Source organism: Actinacidiphila bryophytorum (assembly GCF_016916835.1).
GTDB classification, from domain to species: Bacteria; Actinomycetota; Actinomycetes; order Streptomycetales; family Streptomycetaceae; genus Actinacidiphila; species Actinacidiphila bryophytorum.
Genome location: NZ_JAFFIX010000009.1, coordinates 74,258 through 92,900 on the forward strand (window position 1 = coordinate 74,258; position 18,643 = coordinate 92,900).

At 71.2% G+C, this 18,643-nt stretch carries 20 protein-coding genes; 11 read left to right on the forward strand and 9 right to left on the reverse strand.

Annotation, left to right across the window (positions count from 1 at the left end; translation table 11 throughout):
* The first annotated feature begins 13 nt into the window (after positions 1-13).
* The 8 genes from JT723_RS15520 (at position 14) to JT723_RS15555 (ending at position 6,645) form a co-directional block, all read left to right on the forward strand.
* Positions 14-853: a class I SAM-dependent methyltransferase gene (locus tag JT723_RS15520; RefSeq protein ID WP_205045212.1), complete on the forward strand. Its 840-nt coding sequence runs from the start codon at positions 14-16 to the stop codon at positions 851-853.
* Positions 850-1,629, forward strand: a complete 780-nt coding sequence (locus JT723_RS15525) for a phosphotransferase (protein ID WP_205045213.1) — start codon at positions 850-852, stop codon at positions 1,627-1,629. The genes JT723_RS15520 and JT723_RS15525 overlap by 4 nt, the downstream gene beginning before the upstream one ends.
* Positions 1,626-2,285 carry a histidine phosphatase family protein gene (locus tag JT723_RS15530; protein ID WP_205045214.1) on the forward strand — a complete coding sequence of 220 codons (660 nt, stop codon included), beginning with the start codon at positions 1,626-1,628 and terminating at the stop codon, positions 2,283-2,285. The genes JT723_RS15525 and JT723_RS15530 overlap by 4 nt, the downstream gene beginning before the upstream one ends.
* Positions 2,282-3,118, forward strand: a complete 837-nt coding sequence (locus tag JT723_RS15535) for a phosphotransferase (RefSeq protein ID WP_205045215.1) — start codon at positions 2,282-2,284, stop codon at positions 3,116-3,118. The genes JT723_RS15530 and JT723_RS15535 overlap by 4 nt, the downstream gene beginning before the upstream one ends.
* A gap of 71 nt (positions 3,119-3,189) precedes the next feature.
* A complete protein-coding gene (locus tag JT723_RS15540) occupies positions 3,190-4,137 on the forward strand; it encodes an NAD-dependent epimerase/dehydratase family protein (RefSeq protein WP_205045216.1) in 948 nt (315 codons plus the stop codon).
* A gap of 21 nt (positions 4,138-4,158) precedes the next feature.
* Entirely contained in the window at positions 4,159-5,277 is a 1,119-nt protein-coding gene (locus JT723_RS15545) for an adenosylhomocysteinase (RefSeq protein WP_205045217.1), read from the forward strand.
* A 3-nt stretch (positions 5,278-5,280) separates the two neighbouring features.
* A complete protein-coding gene (locus tag JT723_RS15550; RefSeq protein WP_205045218.1) occupies positions 5,281-5,856 on the forward strand; it encodes an NUDIX hydrolase in 576 nt (191 codons plus the stop codon).
* Positions 5,857-5,868: 12 nt separating this feature from the next.
* The gene (locus JT723_RS15555; RefSeq protein WP_205045219.1) at positions 5,869-6,645 is read left to right on the forward strand and encodes a 3-deoxy-manno-octulosonate cytidylyltransferase; all 777 of its coding nucleotides are present in this window, start codon (positions 5,869-5,871) and stop codon (positions 6,643-6,645) included.
* A 16-nt stretch (positions 6,646-6,661) separates the two neighbouring features.
* On the opposite strand, the gene JT723_RS15560 is transcribed toward JT723_RS15555, so the two are convergent.
* The 7 genes from JT723_RS15560 to JT723_RS15590 all read right to left on the reverse strand — a co-directional run bounded on the left by JT723_RS15560 (position 6,662) and on the right by JT723_RS15590 (position 14,171).
* Positions 6,662-7,090: a hypothetical protein gene (locus JT723_RS15560; RefSeq protein ID WP_205045220.1), complete on the reverse strand. Its 429-nt coding sequence runs from the start codon at positions 7,088-7,090 to the stop codon at positions 6,662-6,664.
* A 44-nt stretch (positions 7,091-7,134) separates the two neighbouring features.
* Complete coding sequence (locus JT723_RS15565) at positions 7,135-8,880, reverse strand: relaxase/mobilization nuclease domain-containing protein (protein WP_205045221.1); 1,746 nt, start codon at positions 8,878-8,880, stop codon at positions 7,135-7,137.
* Positions 8,880-9,554 (reverse strand): hypothetical protein, encoded by a 675-nt coding sequence (locus tag JT723_RS15570; protein ID WP_205045222.1) that lies wholly within the window; start codon positions 9,552-9,554, stop codon positions 8,880-8,882. The genes JT723_RS15565 and JT723_RS15570 overlap by 1 nt, the downstream gene beginning before the upstream one ends.
* A gap of 243 nt (positions 9,555-9,797) precedes the next feature.
* Complete coding sequence (locus JT723_RS15575; RefSeq protein WP_205045223.1) at positions 9,798-10,667, reverse strand: DUF2637 domain-containing protein; 870 nt, start codon at positions 10,665-10,667, stop codon at positions 9,798-9,800.
* A 176-nt stretch (positions 10,668-10,843) separates the two neighbouring features.
* Entirely contained in the window at positions 10,844-11,749 is a 906-nt protein-coding gene (locus JT723_RS15580; RefSeq protein ID WP_205045224.1) for a helix-turn-helix domain-containing protein, read from the reverse strand.
* Between the two features lie 385 nt (positions 11,750-12,134).
* Positions 12,135-12,323, reverse strand: a complete 189-nt coding sequence (locus JT723_RS15585) for a hypothetical protein (protein ID WP_205045225.1) — start codon at positions 12,321-12,323, stop codon at positions 12,135-12,137.
* A 447-nt stretch (positions 12,324-12,770) separates the two neighbouring features.
* Positions 12,771-14,171 (reverse strand): recombinase family protein, encoded by a 1,401-nt coding sequence (locus JT723_RS15590; RefSeq protein WP_205045226.1) that lies wholly within the window; start codon positions 14,169-14,171, stop codon positions 12,771-12,773.
* On the opposite strand from JT723_RS15590, the gene JT723_RS15595 reads away from it, so the two are divergent.
* The 3 genes from JT723_RS15595 to JT723_RS15605 all read left to right on the forward strand — a co-directional run bounded on the left by JT723_RS15595 (position 14,053) and on the right by JT723_RS15605 (position 16,868).
* Positions 14,053-14,883, forward strand: coding sequence for an LLM class flavin-dependent oxidoreductase (locus tag JT723_RS15595; protein WP_372441315.1), 831 nt, complete (start codon positions 14,053-14,055; stop codon positions 14,881-14,883). The genes JT723_RS15590 and JT723_RS15595 overlap by 119 nt on opposite strands.
* 109 nt (positions 14,884-14,992) lie before the next feature.
* Positions 14,993-15,919: an NAD(P)H-binding protein gene (locus tag JT723_RS15600; RefSeq protein ID WP_205045227.1), complete on the forward strand. Its 927-nt coding sequence runs from the start codon at positions 14,993-14,995 to the stop codon at positions 15,917-15,919.
* Between the two features lie 163 nt (positions 15,920-16,082).
* On the forward strand, positions 16,083-16,868 hold the full coding sequence (locus JT723_RS15605) for a VOC family protein (protein WP_205045228.1): 786 nt from the start codon (positions 16,083-16,085) through the stop codon (positions 16,866-16,868).
* Between the two features lie 65 nt (positions 16,869-16,933).
* Here JT723_RS15605 and JT723_RS15610 read toward each other — a convergent pair whose 3' ends face one another.
* Positions 16,934-17,827, reverse strand: coding sequence for an HAD-IIB family hydrolase (locus JT723_RS15610; protein ID WP_372441316.1), 894 nt, complete (start codon positions 17,825-17,827; stop codon positions 16,934-16,936).
* A gap of 209 nt (positions 17,828-18,036) precedes the next feature.
* Positions 18,037-18,510 carry a DUF6344 domain-containing protein gene (locus tag JT723_RS15615; RefSeq protein ID WP_240165672.1) on the reverse strand — a complete coding sequence of 158 codons (474 nt, stop codon included), beginning with the start codon at positions 18,508-18,510 and terminating at the stop codon, positions 18,037-18,039.
* Positions 18,511-18,643 lie beyond the last annotated feature (133 nt).

The following is an 18,643-nucleotide window of genomic DNA, read 5'->3' on the forward strand; positions in this document are numbered from 1 at the left end:
GGGGGCGGTGCCGGTGAAGCCCAATCCCTTCCTGGCTTCGTCGCTGGCACCGCTGTACGGGGACGCGAGCCGCCTGGCCTCACGTACGTCGGCGCTGGGACAGGCGAAGGTCTCCGGTCGCCCGGTGCCGGTCACCATCGCGCGTCTGGCCCTGGAACACGCGCACCCGGACCTTCCGCTCCGCACGGTGGCCGACATCGGCTGCGGCCGGGGGACGAGCAGCCGCGTGCTGGCCGAACAGCTCACGCCACGGCGGCTCACGGCGATCGACGCCTCCGGTGCCATGCTCTCCGCAGCGCGTGTGCGCGTTGGTGCGCCGCCTGGGACCGAGACCGGATACGTCCAAGCTGACTTCCACCGCCTTCCGCTGGCGACCGGCACGTACGACCTGGTCGTCGCGGCCTTCTGCCTGTACCACTCGCCCCGGCCCGGACAGGTGATTGCCGAGTTCGCCCGCGTGCTGCATCCCCAAGGCGTGGCAGTGCTGGTAACGAAGAGCGCTGACAGCTACAGCGAGCTCGACGCGCTGCTGGCCTCCTCCGGGCTCGATCCGGAAGCCCCGTACCGCGAAAGCCTGTACGCGGCGGCCCACAGCGGAAACGTCGCCGCGATCGTGGCCAGCGGCCTCGAGGTGCTGCACGTGGAACACGAGGATCACGGCTTCCGGTTCACCGACCTGGCACACGTGGCCGCCTACGTGGCGACCAACCCGAAGTACCACCTTGCGCCGGGCCTGCGCGGGGACCCCACGTCGATCGCTGAAGCCCTCCGAGCGCGTCTTCCCGAAGCACCGGTCACGGCGAGCTCCACCATCACCTACGTCGTCGCCCGTCCACCTGGAGTCCGCCGATGACCACCGCCCATTACGTCAAGCACTACCTCACGGCCGAGCGCTGCCAGACCGCGGTACGCAACTACATGTGGCTGCTGCAGCACGCCGCCCCGGTCCGCCTGCCGGCGCTCCAGGCGATCAGACCCACCAGCGTCACTTTCGAATTCGTCCAGGGCCGCCACGCCCAGCCGTCGGACCTGCCGCGCCTCGCCACCCACCTCGGGGACGTGCACGGTGCCTCCTGGGTGGCCGACCTGCACCGCGCTCAACTCGGCGCCGTGCACGTGCCGAACGAGGGGTTGGAGGTGCCGGACTACCCCTCGTCGCGGCGGAAGGCCCTTGCCGCGCGGCACGCCGCCGGGTTCCTTCCGACGACCGCCGATCTGGACGCCTCGCTGGCGCTCCTGGCGCAGACGGACAGCGGCCCGGCCGCCTTCTACAAGGACACCAACCCGCGGAACGTCCTCATCACCGCGGACGCCGTCGTCACGATCGACGTCGACGACCTCACCCTCGCCCCCTTCGGCTACGACCTGGCCAAGCTGATCGTGACGCTGACCATGACCTACGGGCCGCTTCCTGCCAACGCCGTCCGTGACGCGCTCGACCGGTACAACCAGGCCGCCGCCCACCACCACGAACCGCTGGGCCACACGGACATGGGGCAGCTCACCGCATTCATGAGCCTGCACGACATCCTCACCGCTCCCTACCTCGGCAGGAACGGGTACCGGTACCGCGCTCCGGGTCCGAGCGCCTACACCGGCCGCGGCGACGCCACCACGGACATCGCATGATCACCACGGAAATCGTCCTCGTCCGGCACGGCCAGGCCCGCTGCAACGCCGCGGGCATCGTGGGCGGCCCTCGTACGTGCACGGGCCTGACCGACCTGGGCCGCGTCCAAGTCCTCGCCACAGCAGAACACCTCGCGCCCGAGCACGCGACGAAGCCCTTCACCGCGCTCTACACCGGACCACGCCTGCGGCTCCGGGAGACCGCCGACATCCTGGGGCCCGCCCTCGGGCTGCGGGCCAAGGTCACCGCCGGTCTGGACGGCCCCGCACACGGCGACGCCGACGGCAGGCCCTGGTACGACGTGAAGACGTCGGCCGACGGCGGTCCGCACGCCCATCCCGACAGGCCGTGGGCCACGGGCTCGGACACGTGGAACGGCTACCTGGAGCGCGCCGGCGCCTTCCTTCGGGACCTCATCGAACAACATGAGGGGCAGCGGCTGCTCTTCGCCGCGCACGGCGAGACGATCCTGGCGTTGCACACCCTCCTGCTGGAGCTGCGGCCGGGTCTCCAGACCGGATTCACCGTCGACCACGGCTCGATCACCCGGTGGCAACACCACGTCAACCGCCTCGGCCAGCACCGCTGGCTCCTCGACCGCCACAACGACAGAGCTCATCTGGACCCCGTGCGGGAACAGCGGGGTCGGGGATGAGCGGGATCGAGGACCCTCGGCTTCGTCTCGTGGCGGAGACGGTCGGCGAGGTCCGGATAATCAGCGAGCCGGGCCTTCCCCGTCGACTGCTACTCGTCGCCGACTCGTCCGGCCGGCGCTACGTCGTCAAGCAGCACCGCAGCGCTGAGCGCTTCGCCCAGGAGGTCCGCGCCTACGCCACGTACCTCACGTCGTTACGTGATCTGACGGCGGAGCTTGTCGCTCACGATCCGTCCAACCGGACGCTGCTGCTCTCGTACGTCCCAGGCGACGACTGCGACAGCCCAGCTCTCACGTCCTCCGAGCGCTCCTTGAGCCACCACCGCGCTGGAGTCGCGCTGCGGAGGCTCCACGACGCCACACCCGAAGAGCAGGCCGAACTCTCCGGTTGCGGTCTGGCCGACCGAATGCACCAGTGGACCCGGCGTGCCGACGACGCCGGGATCGTCTCCCGCGACGAACGGCGTCTGCTGCACGCTTACGCGCTCCGGCTGTCCTCCACAACGTTAGAAGGCAGTGTCTGCCACCTCGACTATCAGCCCCGCAACTGGCGGCTCCACCGCGACGCGCTCTTCGTCGTCGACTTCGAGCACTGCCGTCCGGACGCCCGCGTCCGCGACGTCGGACGCCTCGAACACCGGCACTGGGTGGGTCAGCCGCACCTACGCGACGCCTTCTTCTCCGGCTACGGCCGGCTTCTTTCCGATGCCGAGCAGCAGCTCCTGCATCTCTTCGGCGCGATCGAGGCCGTCACCGCGCTGGTGCGCGGCCACGAGACCGGCGACGCCGAGCTGTCCGCCCACGGGCGCGCCCTTCTGGCCCGCCTTCCCTGACCACCCCGCTACCGGAGGACACCGTGTCCACCTCAGCTCTCCCCCCATCACGACCGCATATCCGCCGTGCCGTGATCACCGGATCGGCCGGCTTCATCGGCTCCCATCTCGCCCAGGCGCTGCTCCAGGACGGCACCACCGTCATCGGCCTCGACCGCCGCGACGCCGCCACCGACCGGTCGGCCGCCGCCAACCTCGCGCCGCTAATCGGGCAGCCCGGCTACGTGCCGGTGACGGCGGACCTGCTGACGTGCGCCGTCGAGCCGGTGCTGCTCGACGCCGAAGTGGTCTTCCACCTCGCCGGCGTGCCCGGTGTCCGGCCCTCGTGGGGGCCGCGGTTCAGCTCCTACGTGCAGTGCAACATCCTCGCCACCCAGCGCGTTATGGACGCCGCCGCGAGGCTCGGCGTCCCCCGCGTCGTGGTGGCCTCGTCCTCCAGCGTCTACGGGCCGACGGACGGCCGACCGAGCCGAGAGACCGACCACCCGCACCCCGCCTCGCCCTACGCGGTGACGAAGCTTGCCGAGGAACAGCTCTGCCTGGCACACGCCGCCCGGTCCGACTGCCGCACCAGCGTGGTCGCCCTCCGCTACTTCACCGTCTACGGCCCCCGGCAGCGCGCGGACATGTTCACCCACCGGGCACTGCTCGCCGCCATCGCGGGCACCTCGCTCCGCATCTACGGCGACGGACACCAACGGCGCGACTTCACGTACATCGACGACACCGTGACCGCCACCCTGGCCGCTGCCTCCGCCCCGGAGGACACCGGAGTGGTGAACGTCGGCGGCGGTGGCAGCGCCTCTCTCGCCGAGGTGATGCAGCTCGTGGAGCAGCTGACCGGCCGCCAGTTGGCCGTCGAGTACCTCACCAGCCGCAGCGGAGACGTGCCGGTGACCAAGGCGGACTGCTCGCGCGCCCGTACCCACCTCGGCTGGGAGCCCACCGTCGACCTCGCCGCCGGCATCCGCGCGCAGCTGCGGCACCTCACCGACCACGCGGCGCGGCAGGCTGCCTGAGCGAAGGGCTGAAGCACCCCCATGACCACAACCGACAGGGCCCGTCTGGACGGCTATTTCCGCCGCGTCGTCGAGCGCTTCCCGTCCCGTGTGCCCGCGGCCTCGCTGGTGATCACGCACCTGCTGCCTGAGCGTCCCGCATTCCTGGACGCTCTGACGCAGCTGGCCCGCGTGGCGGCCGTCCTGCCCAAGCCCAAGTCGCAGGTGCCGGAGGTCGTCGACGAAGTACGGCGGCAGTACCGGGTCGACCAGCTCGACCGGGACCAGTTCGCCGACCCGGGCCAAGCCCTCGACTATCTGGAGGGCACCGTCCCCGGCGAGGACCTGGTGCTCCTGGACATCGGCGGCTACTTCGCGCCCAGCCTCGACGTCCTCGCCGGGAAGTTCTCCGGCCGCATCCTCGGTGTCGTGGAGGACACCGAGAACGGACACCGGCGGTACCAGTCGCTGGCGACGCTGCCGTGCCCGGTCTACTCCGTGGCCCGGTCCCCGCTCAAGGAGTGCGAGGACCACCTCGTCGGCCACTCCGTCGTCTTCTCCACCGAGGCGCTGCTGCGCGCCCACGGCTCCGTCCTGACCAACCGGGACGCCTGCGTCATCGGCTACGGCAAGATCGGCCGATCCATCGCCCGTGCACTCCACCACCGCGACGTCCGAGTCACCGTCTACGACAACGACCCCGTGAAGCAGGTGCAGGCTCACGCCCACGGGTTCCGCGTCTCGGCCCGCTGCAGCGATGCCCTCCGAGGCGCCGACCTCGTGATGTGCGCGACCGGCAATCTCGCGTTACGCCGGGCCGTCTTCGGGGCGCTCCACAACGGTGCCTACGTCGCATCGGTGACCTCGTCCGACGACGAGCTGGAGCTTGCCTCCCTCGAAGGTGCGTACCGCCGAACGCCCCTGCCCCACGGCACCACCCGGTTCGCCACGGCGGACCACCACTTCGACGTGCTCAACGACGGCAACGCCGTGAACTTCCTCCACGGTGCCGAAGTCGGCAGCTACATCCACCTCGTCCAGGCGGAAATCCTGGCCGCGGTCTCCTTGATCGCCGCCGAGCAGCCTCCCGGGCTCCACGAAGTCTCCGCCGAAGCCCGCCACACCATCGCCAGCATCTGGCTCGACCGCTTCTCGAGGTGACCCATGTCCATCGCCCGCGGCCCTATTGAAGCCGCCGTCGCCACGTACCTCGCCCGCCACCCCGACGAGCACGCCCGCCTTCAGCCACTCCGGAACGCCCTGGCCGCTGAGGCTGATCCGACCAGCCACAGGACGCTCACCGGCCACGTCACCTGCGGAGCAGTGGTCCTTGACCGCGACGGGCGGGTACTTCACGTCCACCATCGAGTGCTGAACCGCTATCTGCTCCCCGGCGGCCACATCGAGGAGTCCGACACGAATCTGGTCGGCGCCGCTCTCCGCGAACTCCACGAAGAGGCCGGTCTGCCGGCAACGGCCGTCGAGCCGCTGCCGCACCTCGCCGGGGTCCCTCTCGACATCGACGTGCACCCGATCCCCGCAAACGCCGCCAAGGGCGAACCGGCCCACCAGCACTTCGACTTCCGGTTCGCGTTCGTCGCCTCGGCGAAGCACGAGGTCCGAGTCCAAGACGCGGAGGTCACCGGGTATCGCTGGATCAGCCGACAGCAGATGCCCCAGCTCGGTGTGGCAGCGAAGTTGAACGCCCTTATGCCATCCGCCCCGTCAGCCCAGCAGTAGGAGCCGCGCCCCATGGCCAAGGAACAACGAGCTCCTTCGCGACCGCGCCACATCGCCGTGATCCCCTGCCGCTGGGGCGCTTCCAGATTCCCCGGGAAGCCTCTCGCGCTCCTGGGCGAGAAGCCTCTGTTCTGGCACGTGTACCAACGCTGCCTCGAAGCCAGCACCCTCGCCGAGGTCGTCGTGGCAACGGACGACGATCGCATTCGCGCGGCCTGTGACGACCTCGGCATCCGCAGCGTGATGACCGGCGAACACCCAACTGGGACAGACCGGGTGGCAGAGTGCGCCCGGCACCTCGACGCGGACGCCTTCATCAACGTCCAGGGCGACGAGCCCTTCATCAGCCCCGCCGCCATCGACGCGGTGTCCTCGGCCCTGACCGAATCCCCCTCGGACGTGGTCGCCGTCAACGCCTGCACCGAGCTGCGTAATCCGGCAGCCGTCCTCGACCACAACGTCGTCAAGGCAGTCACCGCCGCATCTGGCAACGCCCTGATGCCCTCCCGCCAGCCGATCCCGTACCCGCGCGGCGCCTACCCGACGTACCTCCGCCAGCTCGGCCTTTACGGCTTCACGCCAGCCGCCCTGCGCGCCTTCCGGACGCTCAAACAGGGTCCGTTGGAGCAGGCTGAGGGTGTGGAGATGATGCGCTTCATCGAGCATGGCTACGCGGTCCGAGCGGTGCTCGTCGACGACCACGGCGTGGCGGTGGACACCCCCGAGGACCTGCGCAGGGCCGCAGCTCGTATGAAAGGGGCGCGACGATCAGCCGCGCCCCTTCCGTAGGTCTCCCTCCTTCCGGTTAGACCTCGATCTCCGCCAGCCCGGTCGCATCACAGCGGTCGTCGTAGGCGTCGAGCAGGTTGGCCTGGACTGCCGACGGATACCCCTCGAAAGCGGCGACGTACCGGAGGAAGTCCTCGCCGAGCGGGTCGACGGTCTCGCCGTACTCCGCCTGCCACTGGGCCGCGAAGGCGGCTGCTCGTGCCTGGATCAGTGGGGCGAAGACGCGGTCCAGCTTGAGGCCGTCGCAGGTCGAGTCGGCGAGGGAGTCGAGGGCCTCAAGGAGGGTCACCTCGTCCTGGACTGCCCAGTAGGTCACGGCGACGAGCTCCCCCACTGCGGCGTGTATGCGGGCGCGCGTCTCGGGGTCGGTGAGCCAGAACGGCGAGCGTGCCTTGGTCGCGGAGCTCGCTTCGTGCGCGGCAGCGGTCTCAACGGAGTTGTTCATGCTGATCTTTTCCTTTGCTGGGTGGTGAACGGGGGACTCTCGAATCAGAGACGGCGGGGGCCGCCCCTGGTCTGTGGGGTGGTTGTGCTGGGCGGTGGCGTGAGCAGCGCGGGGCTGGCGGCGGTCTGGTGGCCGACGCTGCGCATGCGGGCGGCATCCGCGCGGCGGTTGGGGACGGGCTGGTAGCCCAGACGCTGCACGCGTAGCGCAAGGACAGTGGCGGGGCTGCGGGCGCTGTCGAGTTCGCGCTGCCGGGCCGCTTGGCGTAGGAGCTGGTGCGGGTCGTGCCCGCGCTGGGCGGCCTCCGTCAGAGCGCCGGCCAGCGCGGGCCACCGCGGGTCCGCGACGATCCGCCTGGCGTGATCGGGCACCGCGGTGGCCAGGTCGCGGGCGAAGCCCACTTCTGCTCCGGATGCCGGTGCGTGCTGTGCCATGGCGGCGAGGGGGCGAAGTGCGGCTTGGTCGGCTGCTTGCTGGAGCTGGGCGACGGTCTGACGGGCGGCTTCTGCCTGCTGCTGGTGTTGGTGGCGGGCGTGCCACCGTTCGATGAGCTGCACGGCGAAGACCGTTGCGGCCAAGGCGACGGCGATGACGCCCTCGCCGGGTGCGGTTCCGCTGGTGGCCAGGTAGATCAGCTCGCGGGTCGCACCGCGGAACTGCCGGGTGGCCTGGTGCTCTGCCTTGGCCTGGGAGACGGTGGCTCGCGCGAGAGCTTGCTCGGCCTGCCGGAGCTGCTGGCGGAGCTCGGGAGGGACTTGCTGGGTGAGGACGGTGATGCTCTCGTGGAAGGCGACGATGTGTGCCTGTGCAGCACCGTCGTCTCCCCCGTCGTCGGTGAGTGCGGCAACCAGGTGGGTGTCGATGGCCTCCGCGTAGGCGAACAGCGGGTGCTCGGGGCGGGTGCGGCGTGCGGTCGGGTGGTCCTCCCGGGGCGGGTTCGCGGCCAGGCGCTCGCTCACCTGGGGCCAGGAGAGGTCCTTGCCCAGGTCCGAGGCGGCGAACCACACGGGCTTGCCGTCCTTGTTCACGTCGCCGGGCCGGTTGACTTTGTAACCCGCGATGTCGCCCGACGCGGCGAACCGGCGGATCTGGACGTTGACGCCGAGGCCGGTCTGCAGCAGGTCCAGGAACTCGTCGGCCGCGGTGGCGTGCGCGAGGGCGGAGCGGATCTGCTGCCGGAGCCATTCGCGTGAGGACTGCTCCCAGCCCTGCCTCTCCGCCTTGTGCTGCTCCGCACTCGAAGGCCGGCGGGGGGCTGTCCGGTCGCCGGACTTGAGCCGCCGCAGGCCCAGTTCGCGCTCCAGCTTGCGGCACTCGTCCTGCGCGCGCCGGGCGGCGCTGTGGTCCCGCGGGGCCCGGCCGTCCTCACGTACGTACGTCGCCACGATGTGGATGTGGTCGGCGGCGTGCCGTACGGCGATCCACCGGCACGCCGTCTCGTCGCCGTCGGGGGCAATGCCCGTGGCGTGCACGACCCGCCGCGCGACCTCGCCCCACTCCGCGTCCGACAGCTCGCGGTCCTCGGGCGCGGTCCGTACCGGGCAGTGCCATACGTGGCCGCCCTTGCGGGGGCGGCCTTCCGCGCGCAGCCGGTTCACCGGTACGTCGAGCAGGTCCGCCAGCCTGGTCAGCGTCACGCGTTCGTCGCGGCCGGGATCTGGCACTCCGCGGTCGAGCCACGCGCCCACTACATGCGGGTCGAAGTGCTCGTCGTGCCTGCCGGGGCCGTAGAGGTAGCCGAGCAGGCCGCGGGTGTCCAAGCCGAGTTTCCGTTGGATGTCGGGCACCATCAGGCCGCCTCGTTGAGGCGCAGCGTCACGTCGTGGATGTCCGCCAGGACGTCGTCCAAGCGGGAGAGCGTGGACTCGACCCGTGACGGCTCCACGGGGACACTTATGTGGAGTTGCCGGACGAGCTGGTTGAGGTTGTTGCCCACCTTCCCGAGGGCGTAAAGGCCCCTGCCGAGTTCTTCGCCGAGGGCGCGCAGGGCACGCTCATGAGGGAGGACGGCCGTAATGCGGTTGGTAGCGACGGCCACGGCGGCGTCGGCCACGAAGCCGGAGAACGACGGGCCGCGTTCGGCGACCGCCTGTTCGATCAAGGCGATTTCGGACGGTGCGAAGCGCATCGTGCGGTGCTGGTCGCGGGGTTCGGCTCCGCGCGGGCGCAGGCGCTTCGGCTTCATCGGCCGACTGTCGGGGTGATCGGCCGCGAGCCGTGGCCGGTCCATGGCGGCGATGCCGTCGTGGATGAAGGCGGCGAGGTCCTTGCGGCCAGCGCGTTCGTCCGGCTCTGCGGGGCCTTGGCCGTACGCGGCGGTCTGCTGCACGCGCGAGGGCTTCTCCAGGTCGCTGCCGCCCTCGGCCGCGGCTTCCAGGTCCGGCGCCCCCGCCGGGCCCGCCTCCGCCACCCCTGGGGCGGAGGCATCCGCGTCCGGGCCGCCAACGGTGGCACGGATGCCCAAGCTTGCTCCCCCGCAAGGCTGGGGGTCTGCGTCTCCGTTGCTGGTCGGCGCCCTGCGTGTCCTCTTCCCGTCGCCGGGGTAATCGTCGGCAGTGTGGTGGCGGAACATGCGATTCTCCGGCGTCTATGGGCTGCTGCGAGGGCGGAGGGACGGGTCAGCTGGGGCTGACGACTGCGGCGGCCCGTCTCGGGAGGCTGCGTCGAACGTGTGGGGTGGCCGGGCGGGCCACCCCACACGGCTTGTTCAGTCGGTGCTGGGGTGGGGCCTGGCTGCCTCCGCGTCCTGGAGGGACTTGAGCGCTTCGGCTATGCGGTCGTTGCCTGCGGAGACCCCGTGCGCCTCGATGGCCTCGCGGGCCATCGCGCGGGTGACCTGGCCGGAATCGGAGTGGGCGCGGCGGATGATGTCGGCGAGCTGGTCGATCGACGCCTCGGCCTTGCGTCCGCCCTTCCCGGCCTTCGGATTCCGGCCGGACGTGCCGTTCGCTTTCCGGCGGCGTCGTTCACCAGCCGCCGGAACGGGCGCGCCTTCCGGAGCCGCCGGTCCGGTTCCGGCCGCGACACGGGCCTCGGCTCGGGGCTTCGTCGCCGGAATTTCGGCCGGAGCCCCGGTGGCTATGACAGGAGTTCCGGCGGCCGAGCCGTGTCCTCCGCTGTGGCGGCCGACGATGATGTACATGTGGGTCGCTCCGGCCAACGCCAGCGGTGCGATCGCGGAGAGCACGGCGACGGTGTTGTCGCCGAGGGTTAGCGTGTGGATGCCGGGCTGGTTGAGGCGGATGGCGTGCACGGCGTTGGCCCACAGGCTCGCGGTGGAGGCCGTTCCGAAGAGCGCCCAGGCGTACGCGCGGGCGGCCCACGGCGCGTCGCGCAGGACGAGCAGCGCGCGGACGCCGTACGCGATGAAGCCGTCGACGACCAGCGGGAACAGGTACGCGAGGTGCGGGCGGATGTGGACGGCGACAGCCATCTGCCGCAGCGCGTCGTACGACAGCGCGCCGCCGGCCAAGCCGAGCAGGATCAGCGCGAAGGGATCCCACCACGACGTGCGTCGGTGGCTCTCGGGCTCCGCCGGGGTGCGGCGGGCAGGGCGGGGTTGAGCGGTGGCGGACATGGAGGCTCCAGTCAGGACGTGCAGGTGGTGGTGTTCCGGGCATGCCGGAGGAAGGCGGGGGCGCCAGGGGAGGGCGTACGAGGGCGCGTCCGGGCACGTGTCAGGCCAGGACGGCTACGGGCGCGGGCAACCCTTGCCTGGGCCCGAGGCTGCCGTGTCGGCCGAGGTGAGCGAGGTCAGGCTCTGGAAACGGCCGGGGCGGAACCCGCGTTGAGGGCGGCGCGGACCTTGGCGCGGCCTCGGGCGGCGATGCTTGCGCGCGCGGCGGTGTCGTCGGGCTCGTTCGCCAGGCCCGCGCAGGCGCGGCAGATCCCCTCGTGCGGGATCGGGCGAGCGCACTGCCCGCACTCGTGCGGGCGCGGCCTCGCGGGAGGAGCGGCTGCTTCCCGCGCGGGCGGGAGCTTGCGGGTGAGGCGGTCGCGGAGGAGCGCCGTGGCGCTGTGCACGGGCTCGGGCAGGCCGTCGAGCAGGGCCGTGGTGAGGTCGCGCTCGCTGTACCCGCGCTCCAGCCACGCGCTGACCAGCGGCGCGAGCGCCAGGGCCTCCGCCGTGCCGAGGCGCAGGCACGGCTCGGTGCGGATGACCTGGAAGAGCGTCTCCACCGCCTCGCCCATCGGGCCGGTCGGAGCGGGCTGCGTCGATGGGGGCTTCTCCCGCCCCTCCTCCCCCGTGGCGGCGCTCGGCCGCCGGTCGGGGAGGGTGGGTTCTTTCCTGCGGTCCTTTACGGGGTTGGCGCCACGGTCTTCGGACTCCGCCGCACCGGGTCCCGGACGGGTGGCGTCCGGAGCGGCCTGCGGCGTATCGAAGACGTGGACCTCGCTGATGAAGGTGCCGTCCGCGCGGCGGACCCGCTCGACGCGGTAGTAACCGAAGGCGGTCAGCTCCCGGAGCGCCTTGGCGACCGTGTGACGGCCCTGCGGACTGGTAGCCGCCATCCTGCGGCCGTCCTCCGACCAGCCGTCCGGGCGGGAGAGGAGGTCGACGAGCACGCCGCGAGCGGTGTACGAAAGCCGCCGGTCCTGGAGCAACGTGTTGGGCAGGACCGTAAAGCCGCGCGTATGGCGGCTACGATGAATCTGCATGAGGAGCGCTATCTCCTTGTGCCGGACCCCGGAGCGTTGGCGCGCTGCCGGGGTCACCTTATTGACTTGGTCTGCGACCGAACGTACCACGCAAAGCAGAACCAATCGACCTGTTCGCGACGGCAATTGATCGCACATCAGGCGTTGCTCGTCGGCCGACGCAGACGTCCTCACGCGCCCGGACAACGCCGACGGACGAAGCGTCCGCCGTGCGGGCGCGCCACGTGTCGGTCGGGACGTAGGCTGAAACACAGTGCTTCCTCACTCGGGCGCCGCACCGGCTGGCAGGCCAGCGGCGCCCGATAGATCGTTTGGGCGGTCGTCCGGGAGTTCTCACGGCCCTTGGCGCTCCAACGCCAAGGGCCGCTCCCGTGCCCAGGCGCGGTCAGGCGGCCTGGACGTACGTCGTACTGGAGAGCAGGTCCGCGAGCCGGGCGGCGCTGCGCGGACTGATCGTCGTGACGAAGCCGGCGCAGACGCGTTGCAGCGCGGCCTCCCGATCCTCGTCCGCAGGCGGGCGGCGGTCGGGGGCAGGCGGCAGTAGCGCGGCAGGCCGCTGCTGGGGTTCGGGCATAGGTGCGTCCTCGGAACGGCACGAGGCTGGCAGGCCATGTGCCGCGGGGTAGAGCGAGCGGGCGGTCGTCATGCACCCCAGCGGGTGGTGCTCCAACACCACTGCGCCGGGCAGCCGTCGGCCGGAGGTCTGGCGCCCTCCGTGCGGCGGGTGACAACAACGATCCGCAGGAAACGCGTTTTGCCTGACGGCACTTTCCGGGCTATAGAGCGGGCCGGGACACCGCGCCCGCGCTCCGCGCTCTCCATGGCTCCACCGTCTCCCGCATCGATTTCACGCTCCCTCGCTCACCACCGGACAGGGCTCTGCTCAGCGCACGAACCCCAGGACCGGGCTCTTGCACCGGAGCCGACAGTGCCACGCGACGGTGGGCTGGGTCAGGCCGGAAAACCGTGATAGAAGCCGACTGCCGCCCTACAGCTTGTTCTGCTCGATGCTGATCCGGTCTCAGTCGAAGACGCCACTGGGCTTGGTCGACGCGTCGATCACGATCCCGGCGAAGAGGAAGCGCATCACCGCGTTGCGGCGCTCGTCCGTCATGTCGTCGGCCTCCCATGCCTTCCTGGCACCGGGACCAGTGAGTCCTTCCAGCAGCTTCATCGGTCGGACGACCAGGCGTCGCTGGGCCTTGGCAATGCGGTCGGTGATCTCCTTCCGCATACCGCGGTATTCGGCGGTGGTGATCTCCTTCGCCGTCCACATCTGGTTCAGCTCGTCGAGCTGCTGCTGGTCGGCTTCCACTGATCGAGAGGCGGCGTCAGGCAAGGATGTGGAGGCGAGCTGCCCGGTGACGGTGAGCCTGCGTAGGAGGTCGATGGCGGCATCCGTGACAAAGCCTTCCAGCTTCACAGCGGCGATCCGTCGGACGCACTTCTTGTCGCCGTTCCGGCTCTTGCGGGTGCACAGGTACGACGGCACGGCGCCCACCTTCGTGCCGGACATGAGGGTGCCGCAGCGGGCGCACATCACCAGGCCGCGGAGCAGGTAGAAGCGGCGCAGCTCCAGGTTGGTCTGGTGGATGGCGGACCGGTACTCGCGGCGGGTTCGGGTCTCCTGCCAGATGCCGGGCTCGATGATCGCGGGCCATTTGCCTGGACCGAGCTCTTCTCCCTGATGCATGCGTATGCCAGCCACGTGCCGCGAGTCGAGGAGGGCGCGGACGGTGCCCTGAGACCACTCCTTGCCGTACACCGTCTTGATGCCGCGCTTGTGGAGGAGGAGCGCGATGGCGCTCGGGCTCTGGCCCTTGAGGTAGCGGTCGAAGACCTCGCGGACGATCTCGGCCTCGTCGTCGCGGATGGTCATGCCGTCGGGCTCGTATCCGAAGCGGCGCTTGCCGGAGTGCGGGAAGCCGGTCTCGGCCCGCTCCTTCAGCGCCGACTTCAAGCGGCGGGAGGTGTCGTCCGAGGAACGGCAGGCGTGGGCGACCTCGATGCGCAGGATGAAGCGGTCGTCGGGGTCGGAGAGGTTCCGACGGTTCGCCTCTCCGTGCAGCAGGATCTGGTGGTCGTCCGAAACCTGGAGCAGTTCTTCGAGGTCGCGCGGCTGCCGCATCAGGCGGTCCGGGTGATAGGCGATGATGTGCCGGAACTCCCGTCGCTGTGCGCCCTCGAGAAGCTGGTCCCAGCCCGGCCGCTTGCGGTTGCGGCGCCACGCCGAGCGGCTGTTGTCCACGAAGACGTGGCTGGGGTCGATGACCAGCCCCCGGCGCTCAGCGATCTCCCGGCAGATGCGCTCCTGGCGGTCGACGCCGGTCTGGTCGTCGTCGTCCGCCTGGGATATCCGGCAGTACAGGGCCGCTGGCTCACCTGGGGTTATTGTCGTCTCCTGCGCCTCGCGTCGTCGCATGGACCGATTGTATGAACGAGGTTTGACCTCGCCGAACTTCCGGCATCCGGTCACGCTCGCCAAGGACCTGATGTCGCTGGACGACGTCTCCGGCGGGCGGGTGGTGCTGGGGATCGGTTCCGGCGGCACCGGCTTCGATGCGACGGTGCTCGGGCAGGAGGCGTGGACGCCGCGGGAGCGGGCCGGGCGGTTCGGGGAGTTCGTCGCGCTGCTCGACAAGCTGCTGACGCAGGGCGCGGTCACCGAGCGGGGCACGTACTACGCGGCCGAGGAGGCGCGCAACATCCCCGGGTGCGTGCAGCAGCCGCGGTTGCCCTTCGCGGTGGCGGCGACCGGGCCGCGCGGGCTGGCGCTGGCGGCGCGTTACGGGCAGGCCTGGGTGACCACCGGGGACCCGGCGCTGTTCGAGACGGGGACGCCCGAGCAGTCGCGGGCGGCGATCCGCGGGCAGATCGAGCGGCTGGGCGAGGCGTGCGCGGCGGCCGGGCGGGACCCGGGCGAGCTGGAGCGGATCATGCTCACCGGTTTCACGCCCGACAGGAACACCCCGCTGGACTCCGTCGACGCCTTCGTGGACTTCGCCGGGCGGCACGCCGAGCTGGGCATCACCGAGATCGTGCTCCACCACCCGATCCCGGACTCGGACTTCGCCGCCGACCCGGCGGTCTTCGAGCGCATCGCGACGGAGGGCCTGGCGCAGCTCGCCGGCTGAGCGCCGCCGACCAAGCCAATACTATCCTCTAGGTACCTACTATCCCCACGATGTTAGCTTCATCGAGTCAGCGGAAAGCGGACAGCTGACAGCGGACTCGGGAGTGATCATGATCGTGGTGACCGGAGCAACCGGAAACGTCGGGCGGCAGGTCGTGGCGGCCCTCGCCGCGCCGACTGTGGCGGAGAGCGGCGGGGCAGCAGCCCCGCAGGTGGTCGCGGTGTCCCGCCGGCCGGTCGAACCGGCGGGACCGGGACAAGGGCAGGAACCAGCGCAGGGGCAGGGGCAAAGCCCGGCGCAGGGCCAGGAGCAGAACCCGGAGTTGAGGCGCCCCCACGTCATCCACCGGCAGGCCGACCTCGCCTCGCCCGACACCCTGAGGCCCGCCTTCGAAGGAGCCGACACCCTCTTCCTGCTGGTCGCGGGCGACGACCCGCACGCCGTACTGGACGCGGCGAAAACCGCGGGGATACGCCGGGTGGTGCTGCTCTCCTCGCAGGGCGCGGGCACCCGCCCGCAGGCCTACGCGCACGCCGCCGCCTTCGAGGCCGCGGTACGGGGCTCGGGCCTGGAGTGGACGGTGCTGCGCCCCGGCGGTTTCGCTTCCAACGCCTTCGCCTGGGCCGAGGCCGTACGCACCCGGCGCACGGTCTTCGCACCCTTCGGGGATGTCGCGCTGCCGGTGGTCGACCCGGCCGACGTCGCCCAGGTCGCGGCCGCCGTCCTGCGCGAGCAGGGCCACGCGGGGCGTACGTACGAGCTGACGGGGCCGGCCGCGATGTCCCCGCGCGAGCGCGCCGGCGCGATCGGTGCCGCGATCGGCGAGCCGGTGGACTTCGTGGAGCAGAGCAGAGCCGAGGCCAGGGAGCAGATGCTGGGCTTCATGCCGGAGCCGGTCGCCGACGCGACCCTGGGCATCCTGGGTGAGCCGCTGCCCGCGGAGCAGTCGGTGACTCCGGACGTCGAGCGGGTGCTGGGGCGGCCTGCCGGGAGCTTCGCGGCCTGGGCGGCCGGCCACCGCGCCGCCTTCGCGTAGTTCGCCCGGCGGGCGGGCGGCCTCCTCGGGTAGCGGGAGTGCCGGGCGGCGGGGAGGGTGGTCTTTCGGGGGCGAGGCCACCCGGCCGTCCGGCCGGGGTGGCGGCACATTCCGCACCCGGGACGGCCCCCGCGGCACCCCGGACCACTCATGGAGGCGCCAGATGTCCGAAGTCACCGGCCCCTACGAGCCCGGCACACCGTGCTGGATCGACCTCATGGTCCCCGACCAGCAAGCCGGGCTGGACTTCTACAAGGACCTGTTCGGCTGGCAGGGCGAGGTCGGACCTGACGAGTACGGCGGGTACTCCGTCTGTACGCAGAAGGGCAAGCCGGTCGCCGGTCTGATGAAAGCCATGGCGATGGGCGACCAGCCGGCCCCGCCGACCGCCTGGACCACGTACTTCTCGGTGCAGGACGCGGACGCGACCGAGGCTGCGGTCAAGGCCAACGGCGGCACGGTGATCATGCCGACCTCCGACGTCATGACGCTGGGGCGGATGTTCGTCGCCGCCGACCCCTACGGTGCGGTCTTCGGCGTGTGGCAGCCGCGGGACTTCAAGGGCGCCGAGATCGTCAACGAGCACGGGGCGCTGGTCTGGAACCAGCTGCACAGCCCGGACGTCGCCGGCGCCGGCGCCTTCTACTCCGCCGTGCTCGGTGTGACGGCGGGACCGATGCCGGAGATGCCGGAGTTCACCGGCTTCCAGGTCAAGGGCCGCACCGTCGGTGGCGTCATGGGCATGGATAACCTGCCCGAGGGCACCCCGCCGCACTGGCTGGTCAACTTCGCCGTGGACGACGCCGACAGCGTCGTCGACGCCCTCGTACGGCGGAACGGTTCCGTGCTGGTGCCGCCGTTCGACATGGACAAGATCGGCAGGATGGCCGTGGTCCAGGACCCGCAGGGCGCGGTCTTCGCCATCGTCGCCAGCACCGACCAGAGCTGACCCGCACCGACACGAGCTGACCTGCACAGACCAGGCTGACCCGGGACCGACCAGCACCGGTCAGCTCAGTTGCGGCGGGCCGCGACGATCCGCTCGATCACCCGCGCCACCCCGTCGTCCTCGTTCGCCGCCGTCCTGCGGGTGGTGGCCGCCAGGACGGCGGGGTGCGCGTTGGCGACGGCGTAGGACGTACCGGCCCAGCCGAGCATCGCCAGGTCGTTGGGCATGTCGCCGAACGCGACGACCTCGTCCGCCATCACCCCGCGCTCCGCGCAGCAGCGCGCCAGCGTGCTGGCCTTGCTGACGCCCCGGCCGCTGACCTCCAGCAGCGCGGTCTCGCTCGACCGGGTGATCTCGCCGTGTCCGCCCGCGACGGCGAGCGCGGTCGCCAGGAATTCGTCGGGGTCCATCGAGGGGTGCTTGGCCAGCAGTTTCAGCAGCGGTTGCGCGCGGTCCTCGGCGAGCAGCGCCTCGACGGGCGCAAGCGGCCCGACGTCGGGCTCGATGGCCTCGTACGCGGGCTCGCGCCGGAAGCTCGCGGCGCGCTCGACCGCGAAGGCGGCACCGGGCAGCGCGGCACGCAGCGCGTGTGCGACCGCGAGGGCGTCGTCCTCGGGCAGTGGAAAGGCCTCGATCAGCCGGTGCGCCCGCAGGTCGTAGACCGCGGCACCGTTGGCGAGGATCGCCAATCCGTGTCCTGCGAGGTGTTCGGCGACGACGCCCATCCACCGGGCGGGGCGCCCGGTGACGAAGAAGACCTCGATACCGGCTGCCTCTGCGGCGGCCAGCGCGGCGATCGTACGCGGTGACACGGACCGGTCGTTGCGCAGCAACGTTCCGTCCAGGTCGGTGGCGATCAGCCGGGGGGAGGTGACGGCGAAGTCGTCGTGTGCGTGGTGCTGCGGGTGCGCGTCGGGCGAACGGAAGGGGCCGCCTGGGGCACCGATGGCTGAGGTCACACACCCATACTCCCGTATCCGGCGCGCTTGTCCCGCACACAAGTGCGGATACGTGCTCAGCCGAGCCGGGTGGTGCGGGGTCGTGCGGGTCCTGCTGTGCCGGTGATCAGGTCTGGGGAGTCAGGTCTCCTGCGGGTCGTCGCCGCCACGGAAAGGCGCCGATGTGGCGCGGTGGCGTACGCCGGCCTGCGGGTGCGCAGTTGCGGAGGTCAGCCGCACAGCGCGCGGTCGCGGCGGCGGGCGACGCGGTCGGCGGCGGCGCCCTCGTCGGTGGCGCCCGCGGCGGCGGCAGCTGCGGCCACGGCCTCGCCGAGGCCGTCGACGGGTACGGCGATGCTGCGCGAACTGGGCGAGGTGCCGTGGGCTTCTGCCCTGATGCGCTGCTTCATCGTCGGCGGCAGCGAGCGCCCGCGTTCTGACGACCGCGGTGCGGGCAGCAGGATCCGGCCGGCCAGCAGCGGTGGCGCGGAATACGCCTCCACCGGCGCGGCGGCTCCGATCGCCGCGGGGGCGTACGCCTGCGCCGGTACGGTGGCGGAGCCGGCGGCGGGCAGGGACGCGGGCCGGGACGCGGCGGCCTTCATACTGGCCGGGGTCGCGAATCCCAGCGCGGCGATGCACCTGATGAGCACGTTCAGGAACGCGCCCCAGAACGCGGTGATGCGGGGAGTGGTAGCAGCCATGACCTCTCTCGTTTCCTTATCGGTCGAAGTGACTAATCCGATGATGAGGAAACGAGCACCGAAAATCCGGAACCGCACCCCGAGTCCGGGGATTTTCAGACCAACGCCACCCGTCCGGCGCAATGCGGGCGGT